This is a genomic window from Paenibacillus shenyangensis (genome assembly GCF_000346635.1).
Lineage (GTDB): Bacteria > Bacillota > Bacilli > Paenibacillales > Paenibacillaceae > Saccharibacillus > Saccharibacillus dauci.
This window is the reverse complement of sequence record NZ_AOIG01000009.1, coordinates 45,819-64,042: the sequence shown is the minus strand read 5'-3', so window position 1 is coordinate 64,042 and position 18,224 is coordinate 45,819. Positions and strand designations below refer to the sequence as shown.

16 protein-coding genes are annotated in these 18,224 nt (G+C 47.8%); 11 read left to right on the top strand and 5 right to left on the bottom strand.

Features of this window, described 5'->3' with window-relative positions; all coding sequences use genetic code 11:
- Positions 1 to 204: 204 nt before the first annotated feature.
- The 5 genes from H065_RS0108125 to H065_RS0108105 all read left to right on the top strand — a co-directional run bounded on the left by H065_RS0108125 (position 205) and on the right by H065_RS0108105 (position 5,195).
- Positions 205 to 687 (top strand): copper amine oxidase N-terminal domain-containing protein, encoded by a 483-nt coding sequence (locus H065_RS0108125; protein WP_017812541.1) that lies wholly within the window; start codon positions 205 to 207, stop codon positions 685 to 687.
- A 1,162-nt stretch (positions 688 to 1,849) separates the two neighbouring features.
- Positions 1,850 to 2,545: a response regulator transcription factor gene (locus H065_RS0108120; protein WP_017812540.1), complete on the top strand. Its 696-nt coding sequence runs from the start codon at positions 1,850 to 1,852 to the stop codon at positions 2,543 to 2,545.
- Positions 2,538 to 3,626 (top strand): HAMP domain-containing sensor histidine kinase, encoded by a 1,089-nt coding sequence (locus H065_RS0108115; RefSeq protein WP_017812539.1) that lies wholly within the window; start codon positions 2,538 to 2,540, stop codon positions 3,624 to 3,626. The genes H065_RS0108120 and H065_RS0108115 overlap by 8 nt, the downstream gene beginning before the upstream one ends.
- Positions 3,627 to 3,725: 99 nt before the next feature.
- Positions 3,726 to 4,592 (top strand): D-Ala-D-Ala carboxypeptidase VanY, encoded by an 867-nt coding sequence (locus tag H065_RS0108110; RefSeq protein ID WP_017812538.1) that lies wholly within the window; start codon positions 3,726 to 3,728, stop codon positions 4,590 to 4,592.
- Between the two features lie 27 nt (positions 4,593 to 4,619).
- Entirely contained in the window at positions 4,620 to 5,195 is a 576-nt protein-coding gene (locus H065_RS0108105; protein ID WP_017812537.1) for a VanZ family protein, read from the top strand.
- Between the two features lie 343 nt (positions 5,196 to 5,538).
- Here H065_RS0108105 and H065_RS0108100 read toward each other — a convergent pair whose 3' ends face one another.
- Entirely contained in the window at positions 5,539 to 5,847 is a 309-nt protein-coding gene (locus tag H065_RS0108100) for an MTH1187 family thiamine-binding protein (protein ID WP_017812536.1), read from the bottom strand.
- Positions 5,848 to 6,197: 350 nt separating this feature from the next.
- Between H065_RS0108100 and H065_RS0108095 the strand changes: the two genes are divergently transcribed.
- From H065_RS0108095 to H065_RS0108080, 4 genes are all read left to right on the top strand, one after another.
- Positions 6,198 to 8,453 (top strand): anaerobic ribonucleoside triphosphate reductase, encoded by a 2,256-nt coding sequence (locus tag H065_RS0108095; protein WP_017812535.1) that lies wholly within the window; start codon positions 6,198 to 6,200, stop codon positions 8,451 to 8,453.
- Positions 8,453 to 8,956: an anaerobic ribonucleoside-triphosphate reductase activating protein gene (gene nrdG / locus H065_RS0108090; RefSeq protein WP_017812534.1), complete on the top strand. Its 504-nt coding sequence runs from the start codon at positions 8,453 to 8,455 to the stop codon at positions 8,954 to 8,956. The genes H065_RS0108095 and nrdG overlap by 1 nt, the downstream gene beginning before the upstream one ends.
- 397 nt (positions 8,957 to 9,353) lie before the next feature.
- Complete coding sequence (locus H065_RS0108085; RefSeq protein ID WP_017812533.1) at positions 9,354 to 10,184, top strand: TerC family protein; 831 nt, start codon at positions 9,354 to 9,356, stop codon at positions 10,182 to 10,184.
- Between the two features lie 323 nt (positions 10,185 to 10,507).
- Complete coding sequence (locus H065_RS0108080; RefSeq protein WP_017812532.1) at positions 10,508 to 12,094, top strand: methyl-accepting chemotaxis protein; 1,587 nt, start codon at positions 10,508 to 10,510, stop codon at positions 12,092 to 12,094.
- A gap of 92 nt (positions 12,095 to 12,186) precedes the next feature.
- On the opposite strand, the gene H065_RS0108075 is transcribed toward H065_RS0108080, so the two are convergent.
- The 3 genes from H065_RS0108075 to H065_RS25510 form a co-directional block, all read right to left on the bottom strand.
- A complete protein-coding gene (locus tag H065_RS0108075) occupies positions 12,187 to 13,890 on the bottom strand; it encodes a bifunctional ADP-dependent NAD(P)H-hydrate dehydratase/NAD(P)H-hydrate epimerase (RefSeq protein ID WP_017812531.1) in 1,704 nt (567 codons plus the stop codon).
- Positions 13,891 to 14,219: 329 nt separating this feature from the next.
- Positions 14,220 to 14,852: an NAD(P)-dependent oxidoreductase gene (locus H065_RS0108070; protein WP_017812530.1), complete on the bottom strand. Its 633-nt coding sequence runs from the start codon at positions 14,850 to 14,852 to the stop codon at positions 14,220 to 14,222.
- A gap of 81 nt (positions 14,853 to 14,933) precedes the next feature.
- The gene (locus H065_RS25510) at positions 14,934 to 15,380 is read right to left on the bottom strand and encodes an Rrf2 family transcriptional regulator (protein ID WP_017812529.1); all 447 of its coding nucleotides are present in this window, start codon (positions 15,378 to 15,380) and stop codon (positions 14,934 to 14,936) included.
- A 342-nt stretch (positions 15,381 to 15,722) separates the two neighbouring features.
- Between H065_RS25510 and H065_RS0108060 the strand changes: the two genes are divergently transcribed.
- Together H065_RS0108060 and H065_RS0108055 are read left to right on the top strand one after the other, a co-directional pair.
- Entirely contained in the window at positions 15,723 to 16,046 is a 324-nt protein-coding gene (locus H065_RS0108060) for a hypothetical protein (protein WP_017812528.1), read from the top strand.
- Positions 16,047 to 16,149: 103 nt separating this feature from the next.
- Positions 16,150 to 17,004 carry a hypothetical protein gene (locus H065_RS0108055; RefSeq protein WP_017812527.1) on the top strand — a complete coding sequence of 285 codons (855 nt, stop codon included), beginning with the start codon at positions 16,150 to 16,152 and terminating at the stop codon, positions 17,002 to 17,004.
- A 110-nt stretch (positions 17,005 to 17,114) separates the two neighbouring features.
- Here the strand turns inward: H065_RS0108055 and H065_RS0108050 are convergent, their stop codons facing one another.
- The gene (locus tag H065_RS0108050; RefSeq protein ID WP_017812526.1) at positions 17,115 to 18,182 is read right to left on the bottom strand and encodes a lactonase family protein; all 1,068 of its coding nucleotides are present in this window, start codon (positions 18,180 to 18,182) and stop codon (positions 17,115 to 17,117) included.
- Positions 18,183 to 18,224 lie beyond the last annotated feature (42 nt).

The window sequence follows — 18,224 nt, the reverse complement described above, 5'->3', positions numbered from 1 at the left end:
TCTAATAGGTTTATACAATACATAGACAGCAAGGTAATTCATTGATCTCCGGGCTCTCCGCCCTGGCTCCTATATGCAGTCCAGTACGGCTGGCAAAGACCGAAAGATCCACTACATTGACCTCAATCAATGATAGCGCTTTAATTAAAATCCACTCATCTAGGTACAGACATAAAAATATAATACACAAAGGAGCAATACACGATGAAAATGAGAAAATTGATCGCACCCGTTCTTGGACTTTCCCTGTTACTGCCAGCTGCTGGCGCATTCGCTGCAGAAGGTACAACTGCTGATTACAATCCGGAACTGAAAACAAGAGCTATCCAATTCAATATGGGCAGCAAACTGTACATGGTTAATGGCAAGTCCATGAGCATGAGCATCATGCCTGTTGAATACATGGGTACTACATATGTGCCGCTTCGTTACCTGGCTAACAACGCCAACATGAAAGTGTCTTATGACAAAGCGACTTCCACAACATGGCTGGACACAGGTATTCAGCGTTATGAATTCTGGGTCAATTCCAAAGTATACAAAGTCGACAACATGCGTAAAGGCATGAACGATATGGTGATCTCCCGCAACGGACACGTACTCGTACCGGTTCGCTGGTTCGCAGACAACTTCGAATGGGATCTGATGTATGACAAAGGTATGATCACTCTTACCAAAACATACTAAGCCGCTTGATTTTTATACTATAATACAGGCGCTGCAGATAGATTGAATGATCTTCCCAGCCCTCTCGCCCTGACTGCTTCATAGCGGTCAGGGCTTTTAATTTCTGACCAGAATCCGGAGTTGGAGACCAAAGTTATCCAATTTACCATTGGCAGTGATCGATATATGGTCAATGGATTATCCGAAGCAGTAGATACCGAAGCGACCGTGTACAACAATGTCGCTTATATCCTCTGCGCGATCTGGCTGACAGTATGGAGGTTTTGTCATTCTGTACAGATACAGTATTTGAGGAAAATATCATAAATTTTATTCCGATATATCGATTGAACAGGTACTTTCCTGTAGAGAAGTACCTGTTTTTTTATACGCAAAGTAGATTATTTATTTAATAATACAGGTTATACTGTAATAATTTGACTTTATATTTGGTCTATGGTACGATAGAAGAGTTGTTTTTAACCCTCGGTTTTATCCTTCGCAAATTTTTCCGGGTGCTGCCGGAATCATCCCAAATTTCTTTTTATTCCAAACTCATTTGAAATTTGACGATCTGATTCACACTGGCGCGGTCATCGGAGCCGCAAGGACAGAAGAGAGGTAGGGCTTTTGTTGTTTTGGATTCAACGTTTTCAGACATAGACTATTCCATGTATGTCCCGTCTGTATACACCAAGCAAGCGAACCAAAACCGTCCCCGTCTACACATTTCACATTCACCGCACACGGGGTTACGGGTTAATAATAGCTGCAGTTAAGCAGCCATATGGATACCGGAGAGCAGGATTACGCAGCCTGACTCTGTAACTAAAGCAGTACATTTTGCACCCCACGGCATACCAATATGCCATTTTGCAAAATCCGGAAACATCAATTACACACATTGTTGAGCATGAAGCAATTCACATATGGCTCGTAGGCTGTATCACGGCTTATGGCATTTCAAGTAAATCAAACATAAGACGCAACACCACAGATCTCCGGCAGGACGACCCAACAGGTTGTCTTCCGGAGATCGTCCAATTTATAGGGGTATTTTTCCTCTACCATCTCCTCCTATCCCCTCCCTTCTCCTATTTTCCACATTGTATCCGCTCTACACTATCTGTTACATTCAAATAGATTATGTTATAGACCATTAGATACAGAGGTGAACTGCATCATGAAGCGAATTACGATCCTGATTGCGGATGATGAAGCAGAGATCGCCGATCTGGTTGCTCTGCATTTGCAAAAAGAAGGGTACCACACGGTCAAAGTATTGGACGGTCAATCGGCACTGCATGCGGTTCAGACGCAGCCCATTGATTTGGCGGTACTGGATATTATGATGCCAGGTATGGACGGCTACGAAGTGACCCGCAAAATACGGGAACAGCATCATATGCCGATTATTTTCCTTAGTGCCAAAACGTCCGATATGGACAAGATCACCGGGCTTATTACCGGAGCCGACGATTATATGACCAAACCATTCAATCCCATGGAGCTGGTCGCGCGCGTGAATTCCCAATTGCGGCGCTCTCTACAGTTCAACCAGTCTGCTCCCGCGCAGCGTGCCATCCTGGAAAAAGGCGGATTGGTGATTATGCCGGATCAGCACAGCGTAACGCTCTATGGCAAATCACTGGAGCTTACGCCCAAGGAATTCGATATTCTGTATCTGCTCGCCAGTCACAGCAAGCAGGTATTCAGTGCAGAAAGTATTTTTGAGCAGGTCTGGGGAGAAGCTTATTACGAGGGCGGCAATACCGTCATGGTCCATATACGTACTCTGCGCAAAAAACTCGGGGAAGATCTGGATAAGAACAAATTTATCAAAACGATCTGGGGTGTGGGGTATACGTTCAATGACTAAACGAAGAAGCTTCCGTACAACCATGATTCTGCTGCTTGGTCTGAGTATGCTCGCTTCCGGCGCCATTACATATGGTGTATACAAACTGATGCAGGCCTATTATTCGGGCGTACGAGCGGAAGATCCTCTTGCCCAATACCGCCATTTCATGCGCAATATCGGAGATATTTATTTTTTTCTGTTGCTGTTTATACCGCTCGCTATTTTGTTTTTCTTCTGGTTTACCAAGCCGTATGCAGCGTATTTCCGCGATATTTCTGCAGGGATCAGCCATTTGGCGAATGGAGATTTTCAGCATCGGGTGCAGATTTCATCCAGGGATGAGCTGGGGATGATCGCCGAGGATGTAAATTTGGCAAGTGAGAAGCTGCAGCAAGCGATCGAACGTGGCGATTTTGCCGAGAGCAGCAAGGATCAGCTGGTTGTGAATCTGGCGCATGATCTGCGAACACCGTTAACCTCGGTACTCGGTTATCTCGATTTGCTGATGAAGGATGATCAGCTGACTGATGAGCAGGTACGGCATTTCACTTCGATCGCTTTTACCAAATCCCGGCGGCTTGAGAAGCTAATTGACAATTTGTTTGAAATGACGCGTATGAATTATGGGATGCTGCCTCTTCAAAAATCCCGGCTGAATCTGAGTGAACTGCTGAAGCAGATGAATGAAGAACTGTATCCTGTATTCGAGAAAAACCACCTCGTTACCCGGCTTACACTGGATAATGAGCTGGTTGTCTCCGGTGATGGTGAACTGCTGGCACGTGTATTTGAGAATTTGCTGATGAACGCTTCACGTCATGGCAAAGACGGGGTATACGTTGATATTCATGGCTTCCGTGAAGCCGGTCAGGTCGTTATTCGTGTGATTAATTATGGTGGCTATATTCATCCCGAGGATCTGCCATATATCTTTGATATGTATTATACGGCAGATCGGGCACGTACTCCGCAAGAAGGCGGAACAGGTCTGGGGCTGTTTATCGCCCGGAATATTGTAGAACAGCATGACGGCACCATCTCGGTCCAAAGCGATATTGTACAAACCATGTTTGAAGTGCGCCTGCCTCTGCTGGTGTGAATAAACGACCAAATTTAAGAAAAACTTTAGAAATGCCCCACTTTTTCTTTAATCCGTTTCCGTTATCCTTGATTCTATACAGGATAAGGAGGATCACGGATGAAGAAAAAGTGGGGTATTTGGATTGTTGCCATACTGCTGGGCTGCGCGATACTGGAAGCGGCAATATGGTTCAAATATAAAGATAGATTGTTGATTGATCTGGAGTCTACCCGAAAAAACGATTGGGACTACAGTATACCGTTGACTACAAATCTGCAGAACTGGGTACATAAAGGCGACTTGGTACTCGTCAATACATCATATGCAATCCGTCCGGAAGGTGTGAAAAAAGATATTATCACCCTTGCAGACGAAGATGAACTGAACTCCGGCTTTGTGCTGCTGGATCGGAATATGATGCTGTCCCGTCACGTTGCCGAGCAATTTCAGAAAATGACTACAGCAGCTGCCGAGGAAGGGGTTCATTCCTTTTTGATGAGCAGTGGATATCGTGATCTAGACAAACAGGAGGAGCTATATCAGGAAAAGGGAGCCGAGTATGCACTGCCTGCGGGGTATAGTGAACATAATTCGGGCCTGTCGCTTGATATTGGATCTTCCCTCACCACGATGGATGAAGCTCCCGAAGGAGAATGGCTGGAGAAAAACGCATGGAAATACGGCTTCATTCTGCGCTATCCCAAGGATAAAGTCGAGATTACAGGCATTCAGTATGAGCCGTGGCATTTTCGTTATGTAGGACTGCCACACAGCGCTATTATGTACAAAAAGCAGCTGGTACTCGAACAGTATCTGCAATTGCTCAGGGAAAAGAAAGAAATCTCGTGCACACTCGACGATCATAATTATAATATCCGCTATTATCCTCTCGACTCCGAAACGACCATTTATGTTCCTCGAAAGGACTCGTACGAAATATCCGGAGATAATATGGAAGGTATCATTGTAACCGCCAGTGATTAATGGTCATGTACCGGAAAGGAACCTAGCATGAAGCATACCTCAGCACCGACTGGCCGCCACAACAAAAACGGCTTTCGGATCATTCCGTTTATCCTGCTCGTCACCTATCTGTATTTGCTTACCCAGATGATTCTATTCAAAGGAGGTCCTATCGACCCTGGGCTAATCAAGGAACGACTGCTCGAATGGCTGCAGCAGCCCGATCTAATCTATACACGTACTATTAATCTAACACCGTTTCAGGAAATTTCCAGAGACTGGAGCAGACTGTCCCTTCATCCGACCGGTACATCGATTCAGCTTATCGGCAATGTGCTGGCGTTTGTACCGCTTGGGATGTTTATTCCTTTGCTGATGCGCCATCCGGTATGGTCAGGCATTCTGGTACTACCCATTTCGCTTCTGCTCAGTCTGATTTACGAAGGTACACAGCTGCTGACCGGTATGGGCATATTTGATGTAGATGATCTGATGCTCAATACAGCAGGCGGTATAATCGGTTATGTCTTATTTGCAACAGCAGTATGGCTTGGCAAATGGTTGATCGGTTCCAAATCATCCTCTTCATCTACAATTCAGTCTGCGGAAAACGGAATTTCATAAAAGAACAAAAAAAGGGACTCCATCATTCGCAGCTGATGGAGTCCAGATATAGTAATTCAAAAGGGGTTATTACAGACATTGTAGCTTGCTCATCTTAAAATAACCTGAGAGAAACCTGAAAGAAACATTAATTTTCGATTTTTAGGTATCTTCTTTTATAATATTATGCCAAAAAAAGTGAACGCCACGGTCGCAGTCCATGGCGTTCAATTCGTTTATATATTCAAAAGGGGTATGCATTTACTATAACCGGGTTATCTTAAAGGTTCATGAATGGTACCTAAAAATCGCATTAATTTTGTCGAAAGCTATTGGCAAAGGCAATATTCTGCCCGGAATCCCTTTAGGAATCCGCCAATTTTTGCCGAACCGACTCGATTTTATATTGGGCAGATGTAGGGTGATCACGTCGATCATCAATTTTGACAGAAGTCGATACCCGGCCTGCTCCCTCATCAAATGGACATTCATGCAGCGCCAGAATAGCCTGCATCACATCCTTGATATCTCCCTCAATAATCGTACTCATTGGTGTCAGCTGAAATGTGATTCCCTGCTGGCTATTCAGTACTCGCTGCATCTGCGCGACATAAGCACTCAGACTCGTACTGCCTGTACCGATCGGGATAACAGTTACTTCTGCAATTGCCATACGATCTCCTCCTTGGTCAAATCAAAATAGGTCTATTCTTATATTAAACCTGTTGAGTCCCCTTTCCAACTATGCGCTGTAGGAAAGGAACCGCACAACATCTTCTGAGACAGTCTATTCGATCAGAAGCAGCCTGTCTTTCCATGATTTTCAGCCGGACAGCGTGCTTTGTTTGTTCGCTATTTTTCCAACCTGTTCTTTGCTTATCTGCCTATGCTTCTTTCGTTCATTTTGTCAATATATTGGGTCATATCATCGCATGCACATCTATATATAGAATAAGATGAGATTTTGTTGTCTAATGACGGAACTGCTCGATCCTATACTATATCGGAAAAGGATGATGACCCATGACTATACTGCGACCTTCTTCCACTTACCCTTCCGCCTCACCGGCGGCTACTTCGGATTCCTATGCCCATCTGCTGCCTCTGGCCGAGCTGGGAGATCATATTATTCACGGTGAACACGAGTCTGCCCGAGAGAACGCCAACCTGAATGGTGACAGCTTTTCCGGTAAAATGAGTCGTCTTGGCAGTGAATATGCCCGCTGGTATACTCGCCAGAACGTGCTGCCTGCACCGGTCCTGCAAGCTGTACAGCAGAATCGCATTTATATCCATGACCTGGACCATTATGCTCTGGGCACGACGAATTGCATCTTTATTCCATTTGAGAAACTGCTGCGGGACGGATTCAGCAGTGGCAACGGCAGCCTGCGCACACCCAACTCCATCATGACCGCGATGGCGCAAGTCGCAATCATTTTCCAATGTCAGCAAAATGCCCAGTATGGAGGCGTCGCCGCCAACAAGCTGGATTATGATCTGGCTCCCTATGTGACCCGTTCCTTCCGCAAGCATCTGCGTAAAGGCCTGCGCTATTTTGAATCGGCTGCAATACATACCAGCGCCAATGCTGCTGCAGAAGAAGCCGACTTTGCAGCGTCGACCGGTTCATCGGCTGTATCCTCTGTATCTGCTGCCCAGTCATCCGGTTTTATAGAGCAGCCGGAATCCACGCTGTTCCAGAATACACTTAGAAATGATTGGGAAGAGCTGATTCTGACCGCCTCTATGGGCGATGAGCAGCTGGCTGTCCGTTATCCTCATGCTTATGCCTATGCGGTGGAAGAAACCCGTACCGAGACGTATCAGGCGGCAGAGAGCCTGATTCATAACCTGAATACGATGTCCAGCCGCGGCGGTGGCCAGATTCCATTTACCAGCATCAATTATGGTACCTGCACATCACCGGAAGGACGGCTTGTTGTACAGAGTCTGCTGGCGGCTACGGTACGCGGACTGGGGCATGGCGAGACGCCGATTTTCCCGATTCAGATCTTCAAATGCAAACAGGGGATCAACCAACAGCCCGGCGAGCCCAATTATGATCTGTTCCTGCAGGCTGTGGAATGCTCCTCCCGGCGGCTGTACCCGAACTTCGCCAACCTGGATGCGCCGCTGAATGCGGAATATATGATTCCCGGTAAGCCGGATACCGAATTTGCTACGATGGGCTGCCGTACACGGGTCGTAGCTGACCGATTCGGACGAAACCATCTGTCAGGCAAAGGAAATCTGTCTTTCAATACCATTAATCTGGTGAAATTGGGCATCGACCATGGCATTTACCGTCAGCAGCTCTCTTCGGCTCATCGTCAGCAAGCGCAAGGGAAGAGAATAAACGATCGTCCGGAGAACCTGCGCTCTGCGGATACTCATGTACATAGTATCCCGTCATCTTCTCCTGCGCTGCCGGATGAGAAAGGGTTCTACCGTGCACTGGACGAGTGTATCGCGATTGCCGCCGAGGCGCTGCTGCATCGTTACCAGATTCAGGCGGTGCAACCTGCCAAAGCATCGGACTTTATGATGCGGGAAGGCGTATGGGAAGGTGGAGATCATCTGCAGCCGGACGAGCCGGTCGGTGATTGTCTCAAGCATGGCACGCTGTCGATCGGCTTTATCGGGCTGGCCGAATGTATGAAAGCTCTATATGGTGCGCATCATGGTGAGGATGAACAGGTCTATGAACGTGCACTGGAACTGATCACCTATATGCGCCGTGCCTGTGACGCACTGAGTGAGCGGCATAATCTGAACTTCTCACTGATGGCAACACCTGCCGAAGGATTATCCGGCAAATTCGTGCAAATGGATCGCCAGATATACGGCTCGATTGAAGGCGTGACCGATCGGGAATATTACACCAATTCGTTTCATATTCCGGTCTATTATCCGGTGACGGCAGCACGTAAAATCCGACTGGAAGCGCCTTTTCATCATCACTGCAACGCCGGGGCCATCTCCTATATTGAGCTGGATGGCAACGCAAGACAGAATCCGGAAGCGATGACGTCCATTATCCGGTATGCATTGTCGCAGAATATCAGTTACTTTAGCATTAATCATCCTATTGACCGCTGCACTTCCTGCGGATACGAGGGTATCATCGGTTCTCATTGTCCGGACTGCGGTGCTTCCGAACAGGAAGTGCATATTGCCAGACTGCGCCGGGTAACCGGCTATCTGACAGGCGATTATCAGACCCGGTTCAATCCAGCCAAACAGGCTGAAGTGCGTGACCGGCTGAAGCACAGCTGATGAATATTTGCGGTTATATTCCCGAGTCGATCAATGAAGGGCCGGGGCTGCGCGCAGTTGTATTTATTAGCGGCTGCACCCACCGCTGTCCTGGCTGCTTCAGCCCGCATACGTGGTCTTTTCGTGCCGGTGAGCCATTTACCCTGGAGCTGCAGCAGCAGATTATTGAAGAAATGGCAGAGAATCCATTGCTCAGCGGTCTGACAATTGCTGGCGGCGATCCTTTCTTTTCCGCTGCGGAAGTAAGTGAATTTGTACAGCGTGTGCGGGAGGCTATCCCGAACTTCTCGATCTGGATCTACAGTGGATATACATGGGAAGAAATTATTCATTCTGCGATTCCGGAATATTTGAAACTTTTGCAATTATGCGACGTATTGATAGATGGTCGATTCGTTCAGCAGCAGCGCGATGTATCACTGCTCTATCGAGGAAGTCGTAATCAGCGTATAGTCGATGTTAATCGCAGCATGGATCAGGGGAAAGCAGTATGCTTGCTTTAATCCTATTTCTGAAATAATCAGTATGTAAATTATGCTATATTAGAAAAATGTTGGAAATAAAAAGATTGACTTTCGCGATTTAATTGCATATGATTTGCTTATAGTAGATTGATTTTGTAAAAAACAGGCGTTATCCATACCGGGCACAAGCAGCGGTATTAACCTCATAATTCTATTCCTGTTAAAGGGGAGTAGCTGTACAGGCACAGTCGTCATTACGGGTGAATAACCCCGGTTCTGCCTGGCAATGAATAATAACCATTGTTAGCGAGACCTTTACCACAAATTGGTGAAGCCTCGCTATTTTTCGAGAGACCTTTACCTTTGTGGTAAAGGTCTTTTTTAATACACGCCGAGTCATTTGACCGGTATATATTCTATTTTTAGGAGGAGTCTCATGGATGCAGCTTTGTTATTAGAGTATGGCTGGGTATTACTCGTGCTGATTGCACTGGAAGGTCTGTTAGCCGCAGATAACGCGCTTGTGCTGGCGATTATGGTTAAACATCTGCCGGATGATCAGCGGAAAAAGGCATTGTTTTATGGATTGTTCGGAGCATTTATTTTCCGATTCGGCTCCCTGTTCGTTATCTCGTTCCTCGTCGATGTATGGCAGGTGCAGGCGATTGGTGCTCTTTATCTGTTGTACATTTCTATCAATCATATTGTTCGTGCGCTTCTCTCCAAGCGTAGCGAGACGGAAGAAGCTGCCGAGGATAAAGGTCCAGCAGCCAATCCGAAAAAGCAGTCCGGCTTCTGGATGACCGTATTCAAGGTCGAAGTGGCTGATATCGCTTTTGCCGTCGATTCGATTCTGGCAGCAGTCGCGCTGGCAGTAGCCCTGCCGGCAAGTGGATTACCACCGATCGGTGGACTCGATGGCGGACAGTTTATTGTTATCTTCCTGGGTGGTCTGATCGGATTGATCATTATGCGTTTTGCCGCTTCTTTCTTCGTCAAGCTGCTTCAGGAACGTCCGGGTCTGGAACTGGCTGCATTTGTAATCGTCGGCTGGGTAGGTATCAAGCTGACCGTTATTACACTGGCACATCCGTCTCTGGCTATCATATCTGAACATTTTCCTGAAAACTCGATCTGGAAGCTCAGCTTCTATATCGTCCTCGTGGGGATTGCACTGGCTGGTTGGTTCCTGTCCAGCAAGCAGACTATTGATGAAAACGGAAATGCTGTCAAAGAAGTTAAAGAAGAAATCAAACGGGATCTGTAAGCCCAATCCTTCAAGCAAACGAGCGAAGCCTCTATCCAGAGCCTCGCTCGTTTTTTATATATTTTACTTTGTCGATGATATAAACACCGGATATACATAGATTAGCTAATTAATTTTCCATAATTTTGAATTAACTATTATAATTTTGAATTTATGGACGAAATAATAATCATACAAGCTTAACTTAGGTGAGTTCTTCAGAGCTATAGATGGATTATATTTCAAATTATAGAAATTAAAAGATTGATATTTATATAATTTGGATAACTGTGTTACATAAGCTCTGCAAGACACTCACACTATCATACATTGGAGTGAATATTATGCGCCTAGCCAGTAATTTCAAAACATTCACCAAATTGATCAGTGCCTTTATTTTAGTAGCTCTTATCCTTGCAGCGATAGGAATTTATGGACTGAACAATCAGAATGTTATGAAGAAAAACATCGATAGTTTATATACGAACAACCTCGTTTCTGTACAAGCCCTGTCCGCTGCCGAACTTTCTCTTCAAAAAATGCGTGTAGCCTCTCGTGATATTGCCCTGAGCAGCAGTACGGCCGACAAGCAAAAAGTACTCGATACCGTCCCTGATCTGATTGCTACCGTGAATGAAAATATAGATAAATACCGCAATACTCCACTGAGTACTGCTGAAAGTACAGAACTGCAGAACTTTGATAAATCGTGGGCTGTTTATCATGAGTTATATAACCGCGCTATCAAGCTCGCCGAGAATGCTTCTCCTGCACAATTCCAGCGTTTTGTACAAACCCAGGTACTGCCTGCCGGAACCGAAATGTACAAAAGTATCGGTACGCTGAATGAATTGAATATTCAGCAAGCCGGAATGTCGTATAACAAAGCCAACAATGTGTTCGATAGTGCCAAGCTCTGGACAACGATCTGGATTGTCGTCGCTTTCCTGTTCTGTCTGCTGCTTGGAACCGTTATTGCCCGGATGATCAGTGCTCCACTCAAAAACATTGCCGGATTGCTCAAAAAAGTAGCCGCCGGTGACCTGCGTGAACGCTCCAACCTGACAGGCCAGGACGAAATCGGCCAGCTCGCTACAGCTGCCAATGAAATGACCGAACGCCTGAACGTACTAGTATCCGAAATTATCGATTCTGCCCAGACGGTAGCTGCCACTTCCGAACAAATCTCTGCCAGCACCGAAGAAATCGCCGGCAGCAGTGCTAATCAGTCCCAATATGCCCAATCGATCGCCCAATTGTTCAAAGATATGTCGGTAGCTATTGATGATGTCGCCCACAGTGCAGAAGAAGCCGCTGAGCTGTCCAATAACACAGTGAACAAAGCACAAAAAGGTGGCGAAATTGTCGCTCAGTCCACTACAGGTATGCAGGAAATGAATCAGCAGATGTGCAAGCTCGAAAAAGACTCCAATCAGATTGGCGAGATTATCGGGGTCATCGATGATATTGCGGATCAGACCAACCTGCTCGCACTCAATGCTGCTATTGAAGCGGCACGTGCCGGAGAACAAGGTCTCGGATTCGCTGTCGTTGCTGACGAAGTACGCAAACTGGCTGAACGCAGCAGTGCCGCTACCAAAGAAATCACTGGTATTATCCGCTCCATGCAGTCTAATATGAAGCAGAGTCTGAGCGCTGTTGAACATAATGCGCAGCATTCCATTCATACAAGTGAAGCTTTTACCGATATTATAAATCGTGTCAGTGATTCCGCAATGAAAATCAATGGAATCGCCGCAGCCAGTGAAGAACAAAGTGCCCAGTCTGTTGAGGTTATGCACTCTGTCACAGAGATTGCTTCCGCTAGTGAAGAAGTCGCTTCAGCCTGTGAACAGACAGCAAGTTCTTCCCAGGATCTGGCACAGCTCGCTGACCGTCTGCATTCATCCATCAATACATTCAAAATCTAATTCCAAATAAAGAAATAAAGCATCCTCCTGTTCGCTGAGTACTTTGCAGCGGTACGGGAGGATGCTTTGATGTATAGGGTCTGATTTAGTCGTTACAACGATTCGATAATATCACCTGCCAGTAGGGACGCCGGGTGACCCGTCCGCTTGCGGGCGGCTTCTTCTCCGGCATGTCCATGCAAATGTACACCAAAAGCAGCTGCCTGCAGTCCACTTAGTCCCTGGGCCATGAGTCCGGAGATAATGCCAGTCAGTACATCTCCCGAACCGCCGGTAGCCATACCCGGATGACCGGTAGTGTTCACCAGTATATCTCCCTGCGGCGAAGCGACGATTGTTCGCGCACCTTTGAGTACCAGCACTACGCCATGCTCTTGGGCAAAGTCACGAGCGATACCGATCCGGTTGCGCTGAATATCCGCAGTGGATACACCAGCCAGCCTTGCCATTTCCCCAGGATGCGGTGTCAGTACCGTATCTGCCGTGCGGCGGGACCAATGAGACAATCCTCCGGCTTCGGATAATATGTTCAGTCCGTCTGCATCCAGTACCCAGGGTTGCTCGGTCTCTTCCCACAAGGTACGGAGCCATTCTCCATCCTGTTCGAATCGGCCCAGTCCCGGACCGATTGCGAGTACATCCGCTTTGGCAGTCTGCTCGATGATTGTTCGTGCAGTATCGGCTTTCCATTGTCCATCCGGGTCCTGGGAAGCAGGGATCATCATCAGTTCAGGCACATGCCCAACCATATGCTTCATCAGCTGCTCCGGCAGAGCCCATGTTACCAGACCACTCCCGATACGGAGCGCAGAACGCGAAGCCATCAATCCGGCACCACTCATATTCATACTCCCGCCAATCACCATCACATGACCATATGTCCCCTTATGACCATCAATCGCCCGGGAACGGCTCGTATCGATCTTCAGCACATCCTGCAGCACATCATCCGTGATCAGATGGTTGCGTAATCCAGCCTGCTGAGCTGTAGAGCGCGGAATCCCTATAGAACGCACAACTACTTCACCGGCTGCTCCAGCGCCGGGATACTGGGTAAGTCCCTGCTTGAGAAAGGCCAGACAGACTGTCAATTTGGCTTGAATACAGTTGTCTGCCAGCTCTCCAGTATCTGCGTTCAGGCCGCTCGGAATATCTGCAGCAATAATCGGTTTACCCGATGTGTTAGCGGATCGGATTATCGATGCATACGGTTCGCGGGGTTCTCCCTTGCTGCCTGTGCCAAGCAGAGCATCGATAATACCGGTATAGCGGCTCCAATGACTGGAGAATACCTCTTCTGATTGTGAAGCGGCATGATCGGTACGGATTCCCTTTGCACCAGGATCAGATTCTTGCGAATGCAGATTCCACTTTTCATTCCAGACCAGATGAGGAATACCTGAGCGCTGCGCAGCATCCCGCTGAAGTGCTGCGTCTCCTGTCAGTTCTTGTGGATCATGGGCATACAGCAGCGTTACGGCTATACCGGCATCGGTCAGATAACGGGCAGCAACCAGTCCATCTCCACCGTTATTGCCTTTGCCCACCAGTACGAGCCAGTGCTGACGGGAGCGGTCCGGAATGACTTTCTCATCGCTGCGGATGCCTCCTTCATTGGTCAGTGCCCGTCCGCGCGGCACATCAGCCTGCTCATCCTGCTGTCCGCCGCACCAGGCAATCACTTCCTCCGCAATCGCTTTGCCTGCACTCTCCATCAGGGACATCGCCGGAATTCCCAGCTGTTCAATCGTATATTGATCCAGATCACGCATCTGCTGCGCTGTTACAATGTACATGGTTCTGCTCCTTTCCTGATTCACCGTATAAGACGTTCTCTTACTATATAACCGTAATTGCAGGTATACAAAAAGTAGGTTTGTTCAGCGAAAACAAATGAGATTTGCAGGATTAGCTGATAATGCTGTCAAATAAAAAAACCTTTCTCTTTTTAGCGAGAAAATATTTTTTTATTTTATGCCGAGAGTATCCTGCTTACCTTACTGAACATATTAAATAAGCAGCAAGGATCTGCTAATAAATCGGATCCTTGCTGCTTGTTATTTTCCAAAGTATCCATTTTAAATAAGATCTGGTCAACTACACTTTTTGCTAGCTAACTGGCGGATCAGTAAGCTACCGTAAAACGGTCGTGAACAAACTGTGGATCTTCTACTTCATCGAACAATGCAGCTGCGTAATCCTCCGCAGAGATACGGCTGGCTCCATCATCATCCGTGATCAGACGGGATGTACCGATACGGAAATTGCCTGTACGTTTGCCTGGCTCGATCCAGCTGGCCGGGCTGACATAGGTCCAGTCCAGATCGCTATGACGATAGACCTCATAAGCTTCCACATGAGCCAGCGCAAGCGGCTTGATCTCTGCCGGGAAATCCGGCGTGTCCATCAGACGTACGCCTGGTTCCACTTCGAGACTGCCTGCTCCGCCAACAATTACGAGCCGGGATACACCGGCATTTTTCATGCCTTCTACAATAGAACGTGCCGCCTCCGGCAGTTCGGACTCCTGTCCAAACTGTGGACCGAATGCCGTGATCACTACATCATGGCCAGCTACTGCCGCTTCAACGCTGGCAGGCTCCATGACATTCATCCGAATGGCATGCAGACGCTCCGTAGTAGAATCAATTTTGGAAGAATCGCGTGTAGCTGCGGTCACTTCATACTTGCGGCGCAGCCCCTCCTGTACGAGACGCTGTCCAATTGTGCCTGTTGCACCAATAATAATTACTTTCATTGTTATTCATCCTTTCCGTCATGAACGATTAAGCCTGTTTCTGTTTTTTACATACCCCTGGCATCAGCTGCTGATTCAGTTTCAGCTCTGAATTGCCTGGCGAACTTCTTCCATCTGCTGGATATCTGTCGTAATCTGGTGCAGTGTAATCTGCTCCAGCTCCTGTTCCATCGCACGCTTTGCACGGGCAAATACCTGCTCCAGCTCCTGCTGGATATTGCGTCCAATCTCGCAATTAAGATTGGGATTATCGTGGATCGCAAACAATTCATCCCGCGCATCGTTCTGCGTCGCCCGGTAAATATCGAGCAGCGTAATCTCGCCGGCGGGACGTGTCAGCTGTGCACCCGCTACTCCCGGCTGGGTACGCAGCAGGCCTGATTTGGTTAACTGGCTAATCATACGGCGGATGACCACCGGATTGGTATTGACGCTGCCTGCGATCATCTCTGACGTAATGCGTCCTTCTGTGGAATCAAGCAAAGACAGTGTATGAATCGCTACGGCAAAACGGCTATTATACGCCATCTGGATTCCTCCTTTCCTGCTGGCATTCTGATATCGTGATCAGGTTCCCATTTATATGAATAATTGTCTATTTATAATCATTACAATTCCAGTCCATAATTTAGTATACCAGCAATTGACGCAAAGCCAATATTGTTTATCGATCAGGTACAGACAAACCGTGCTTTTTGTGGAAACACTTTATACAGAAATGGAGAAATCCGTCATGCGGGCTTGCCGCAGTCAGAATCTCTGCTGTATTTTGAAACTCAAAAGCGGATTTTTCGTTTAATAGAATAGGAGTGAGTATTTTATCATACTGTCGGTTTGATGTAGATCTATTTCGGAAAGGAAGCTGATATCATGTCAACCGCATTGCCTGTATTAAAATGGGTTACCTTTGCGCTGGAGGCGTTGATGGCAATTCCAATCATAGGCGGAACATTCGTGATCTCTTATGGATATTCGCCGCTGTTTATCGCTTTTGTCCTGCATCTGGTGGCGCTGGTACTCGCGGTACGTCTTGGGCGCTCGCCGTTCGGGAACGCTTTTGGTGTGATTACTTCGGCACTTGCCTGGATTCCATTCCTTGGCTGGATCATGCACTGTATCGCTGCCGTTCTGCTGCTGATCGAATCTATCGCAGTCACTGGAACCCGCAGCACGGATCGTTATCGTCGTTACTGAGTCAGAAAGTGATAGTCTCCCACCTGTTCTTGTATCATAAATAGTGATATCATCAGCATAACCATATCATTCGTATCAATGGATCAATAAAGGAGTGAATCGGGTGGGATCACTGGAATGGACATTGCTTCAACATTATCCGGCACTGCTAGTTACGGTCAGTCTTGCCGGATTGGCGTTACTTGCCCTGACGTACGGCCTGTCTGCCAGACAGCGGCAAAGTACGGATCGGGAACGCATGCGCCGGATTCAATCCAGTCTGGATTATTTTACCCAAGCAGCCGGACAACTGTATCCGGCTGTTGTTATGCCTGCTGCTACGCAGTCTGTCGCTGTAGCTAATTCCTATAAGGTGACCAATGATGAGAGTTCAGCTTCAGCAACCATTCTGGGCTGTAAGGCGGCTCCGTATGCTTCGGATGAGCTAGTGAAGCGGGTTGACGAATATCTGCAGCGTCCGGATCGGCAGTCCACACTGCTGCTCTATCGTACACTCGAGATGGAGATCAGTCGGCTGGCCCGGGAGCGCAGCGGATTGCTGACACGCGGCGAGCATCCTCGCTGGGGGATGCTGTACTGGGTAACTCTCCGTCCATTGCTGCCATTCACAGCGCTGATTGTAGAGATGATCTTCTGCTGGCAGCTAATTGCCGAGTTGTACAATGCGGTACTGCCGGGACCGCCTGCATCATTATTTGCTATCCTGCGGTTTGTGTCCTGCAGCGGAGCGCTGCTACTGCTGTACGGTGTGATTAGCGCCGAATTCCGCGAAAGCGGACGCCGGGCTTCCTTTGTCATCGTGACGCTGATGATTTGCGGGCTGGCTCTACTGCATCTTCTCGGACTAACAGCTGCGCCGTATATTCTGGTTGCGCAGGTGCTGATGTATGCCGCCGGATACCGGCTCACCCGGGAACCCAAGCGCAAGGAACGTCCCTATGCCGGAGAATATGAATAAAAAGGTGCAGTATCTGCCATAACCTGGATCGGGTTATTCAGATACTGCACCTTTTTTGATAAGTTAAACAGGAAACTTTATTAAAAATAGTCTGCTGAATCGTAATCCAATCAGCCTTCTACTTCATTCAGATCCGCCATCAGGCAGACTGGACGATTCAGCGTCAGTTCGTGTCCGGTAGGCGTCAGACGGCCGGTATCCGGTTCAGCGGCAAACTGGGCGATATTATTGCTGTCCTGATTGCAGACGAGTACATAACCACCAGGCACAACGGCAAAATTACGCGGTGTTTTCCCTTTGACAGGTACCCATTCTACAGGTGTCAGCTCGCCGGATTGCTCATCGATATGATAGTGGACGAGACTGTCATGTCCACGATTGGACGCGTACACATGGCGACCGCACAGGGACAGACGAATATCACCGCCTGTATTTTCGCCCTCGAAATCGTCCGGCAATGTCGATACGGTCCCCAGAATCTCCAAGACGCCATTCTCGATATTACGGGCATACGAAGTGACTGTACTGTTCAGCTCGTTAATACCATAGGCAAGCTGTCCATTCGGATGAAATACCAGATGACGCGGTCCGGATTGCGGCGGGAGTTCGGTTACGCCGGCTTTGACCAGTGCACCATTCTCGATCGCATAGCTGACAATCTGATCCAAGCCCAGATCGGATACATAAGCCATCCCGCTATCCAAAGAGGATACGGCAGAATGAAGATGTGGAGCATCCTGGCGTTCGGGATGCGTACCACTGCCTTCATGATGGACTTCGCCGCTCATTTCGCCAAGACTCCCATCTTCTTGTACCGGGAAAATGTTGGCATTTTTGCCGCTATAGTTGGCGACCAGCAGATGCTCTCCATTGGGTGTCAGCTGCACATAGCATGGCGCACCACCACCGGTAGCTTTGCGATCGATCAGATGCAGCTCATGGGTCTGCTCGTCGATCGTATAGGCAGCAATCTCTCCTTCATCGATCTCACATGCTGCATAGAGATGGCGACCATCCGCAGACAACGCCAAGTAAGATGGATTCTCTACTCCAGCTGTCTCCGAGGTGATATGCAGCTCTCCTGTTTCCTGATTCATTACAGCGACATGTATACCGGCTTCTTCCTTGCCTGCGTATGTACCAATGTACATCCATACCTGATTATCGGTTACCGACATGATTATTCCCCTCTCGTATCCGTATTCGCCTGCCTGCTTCTA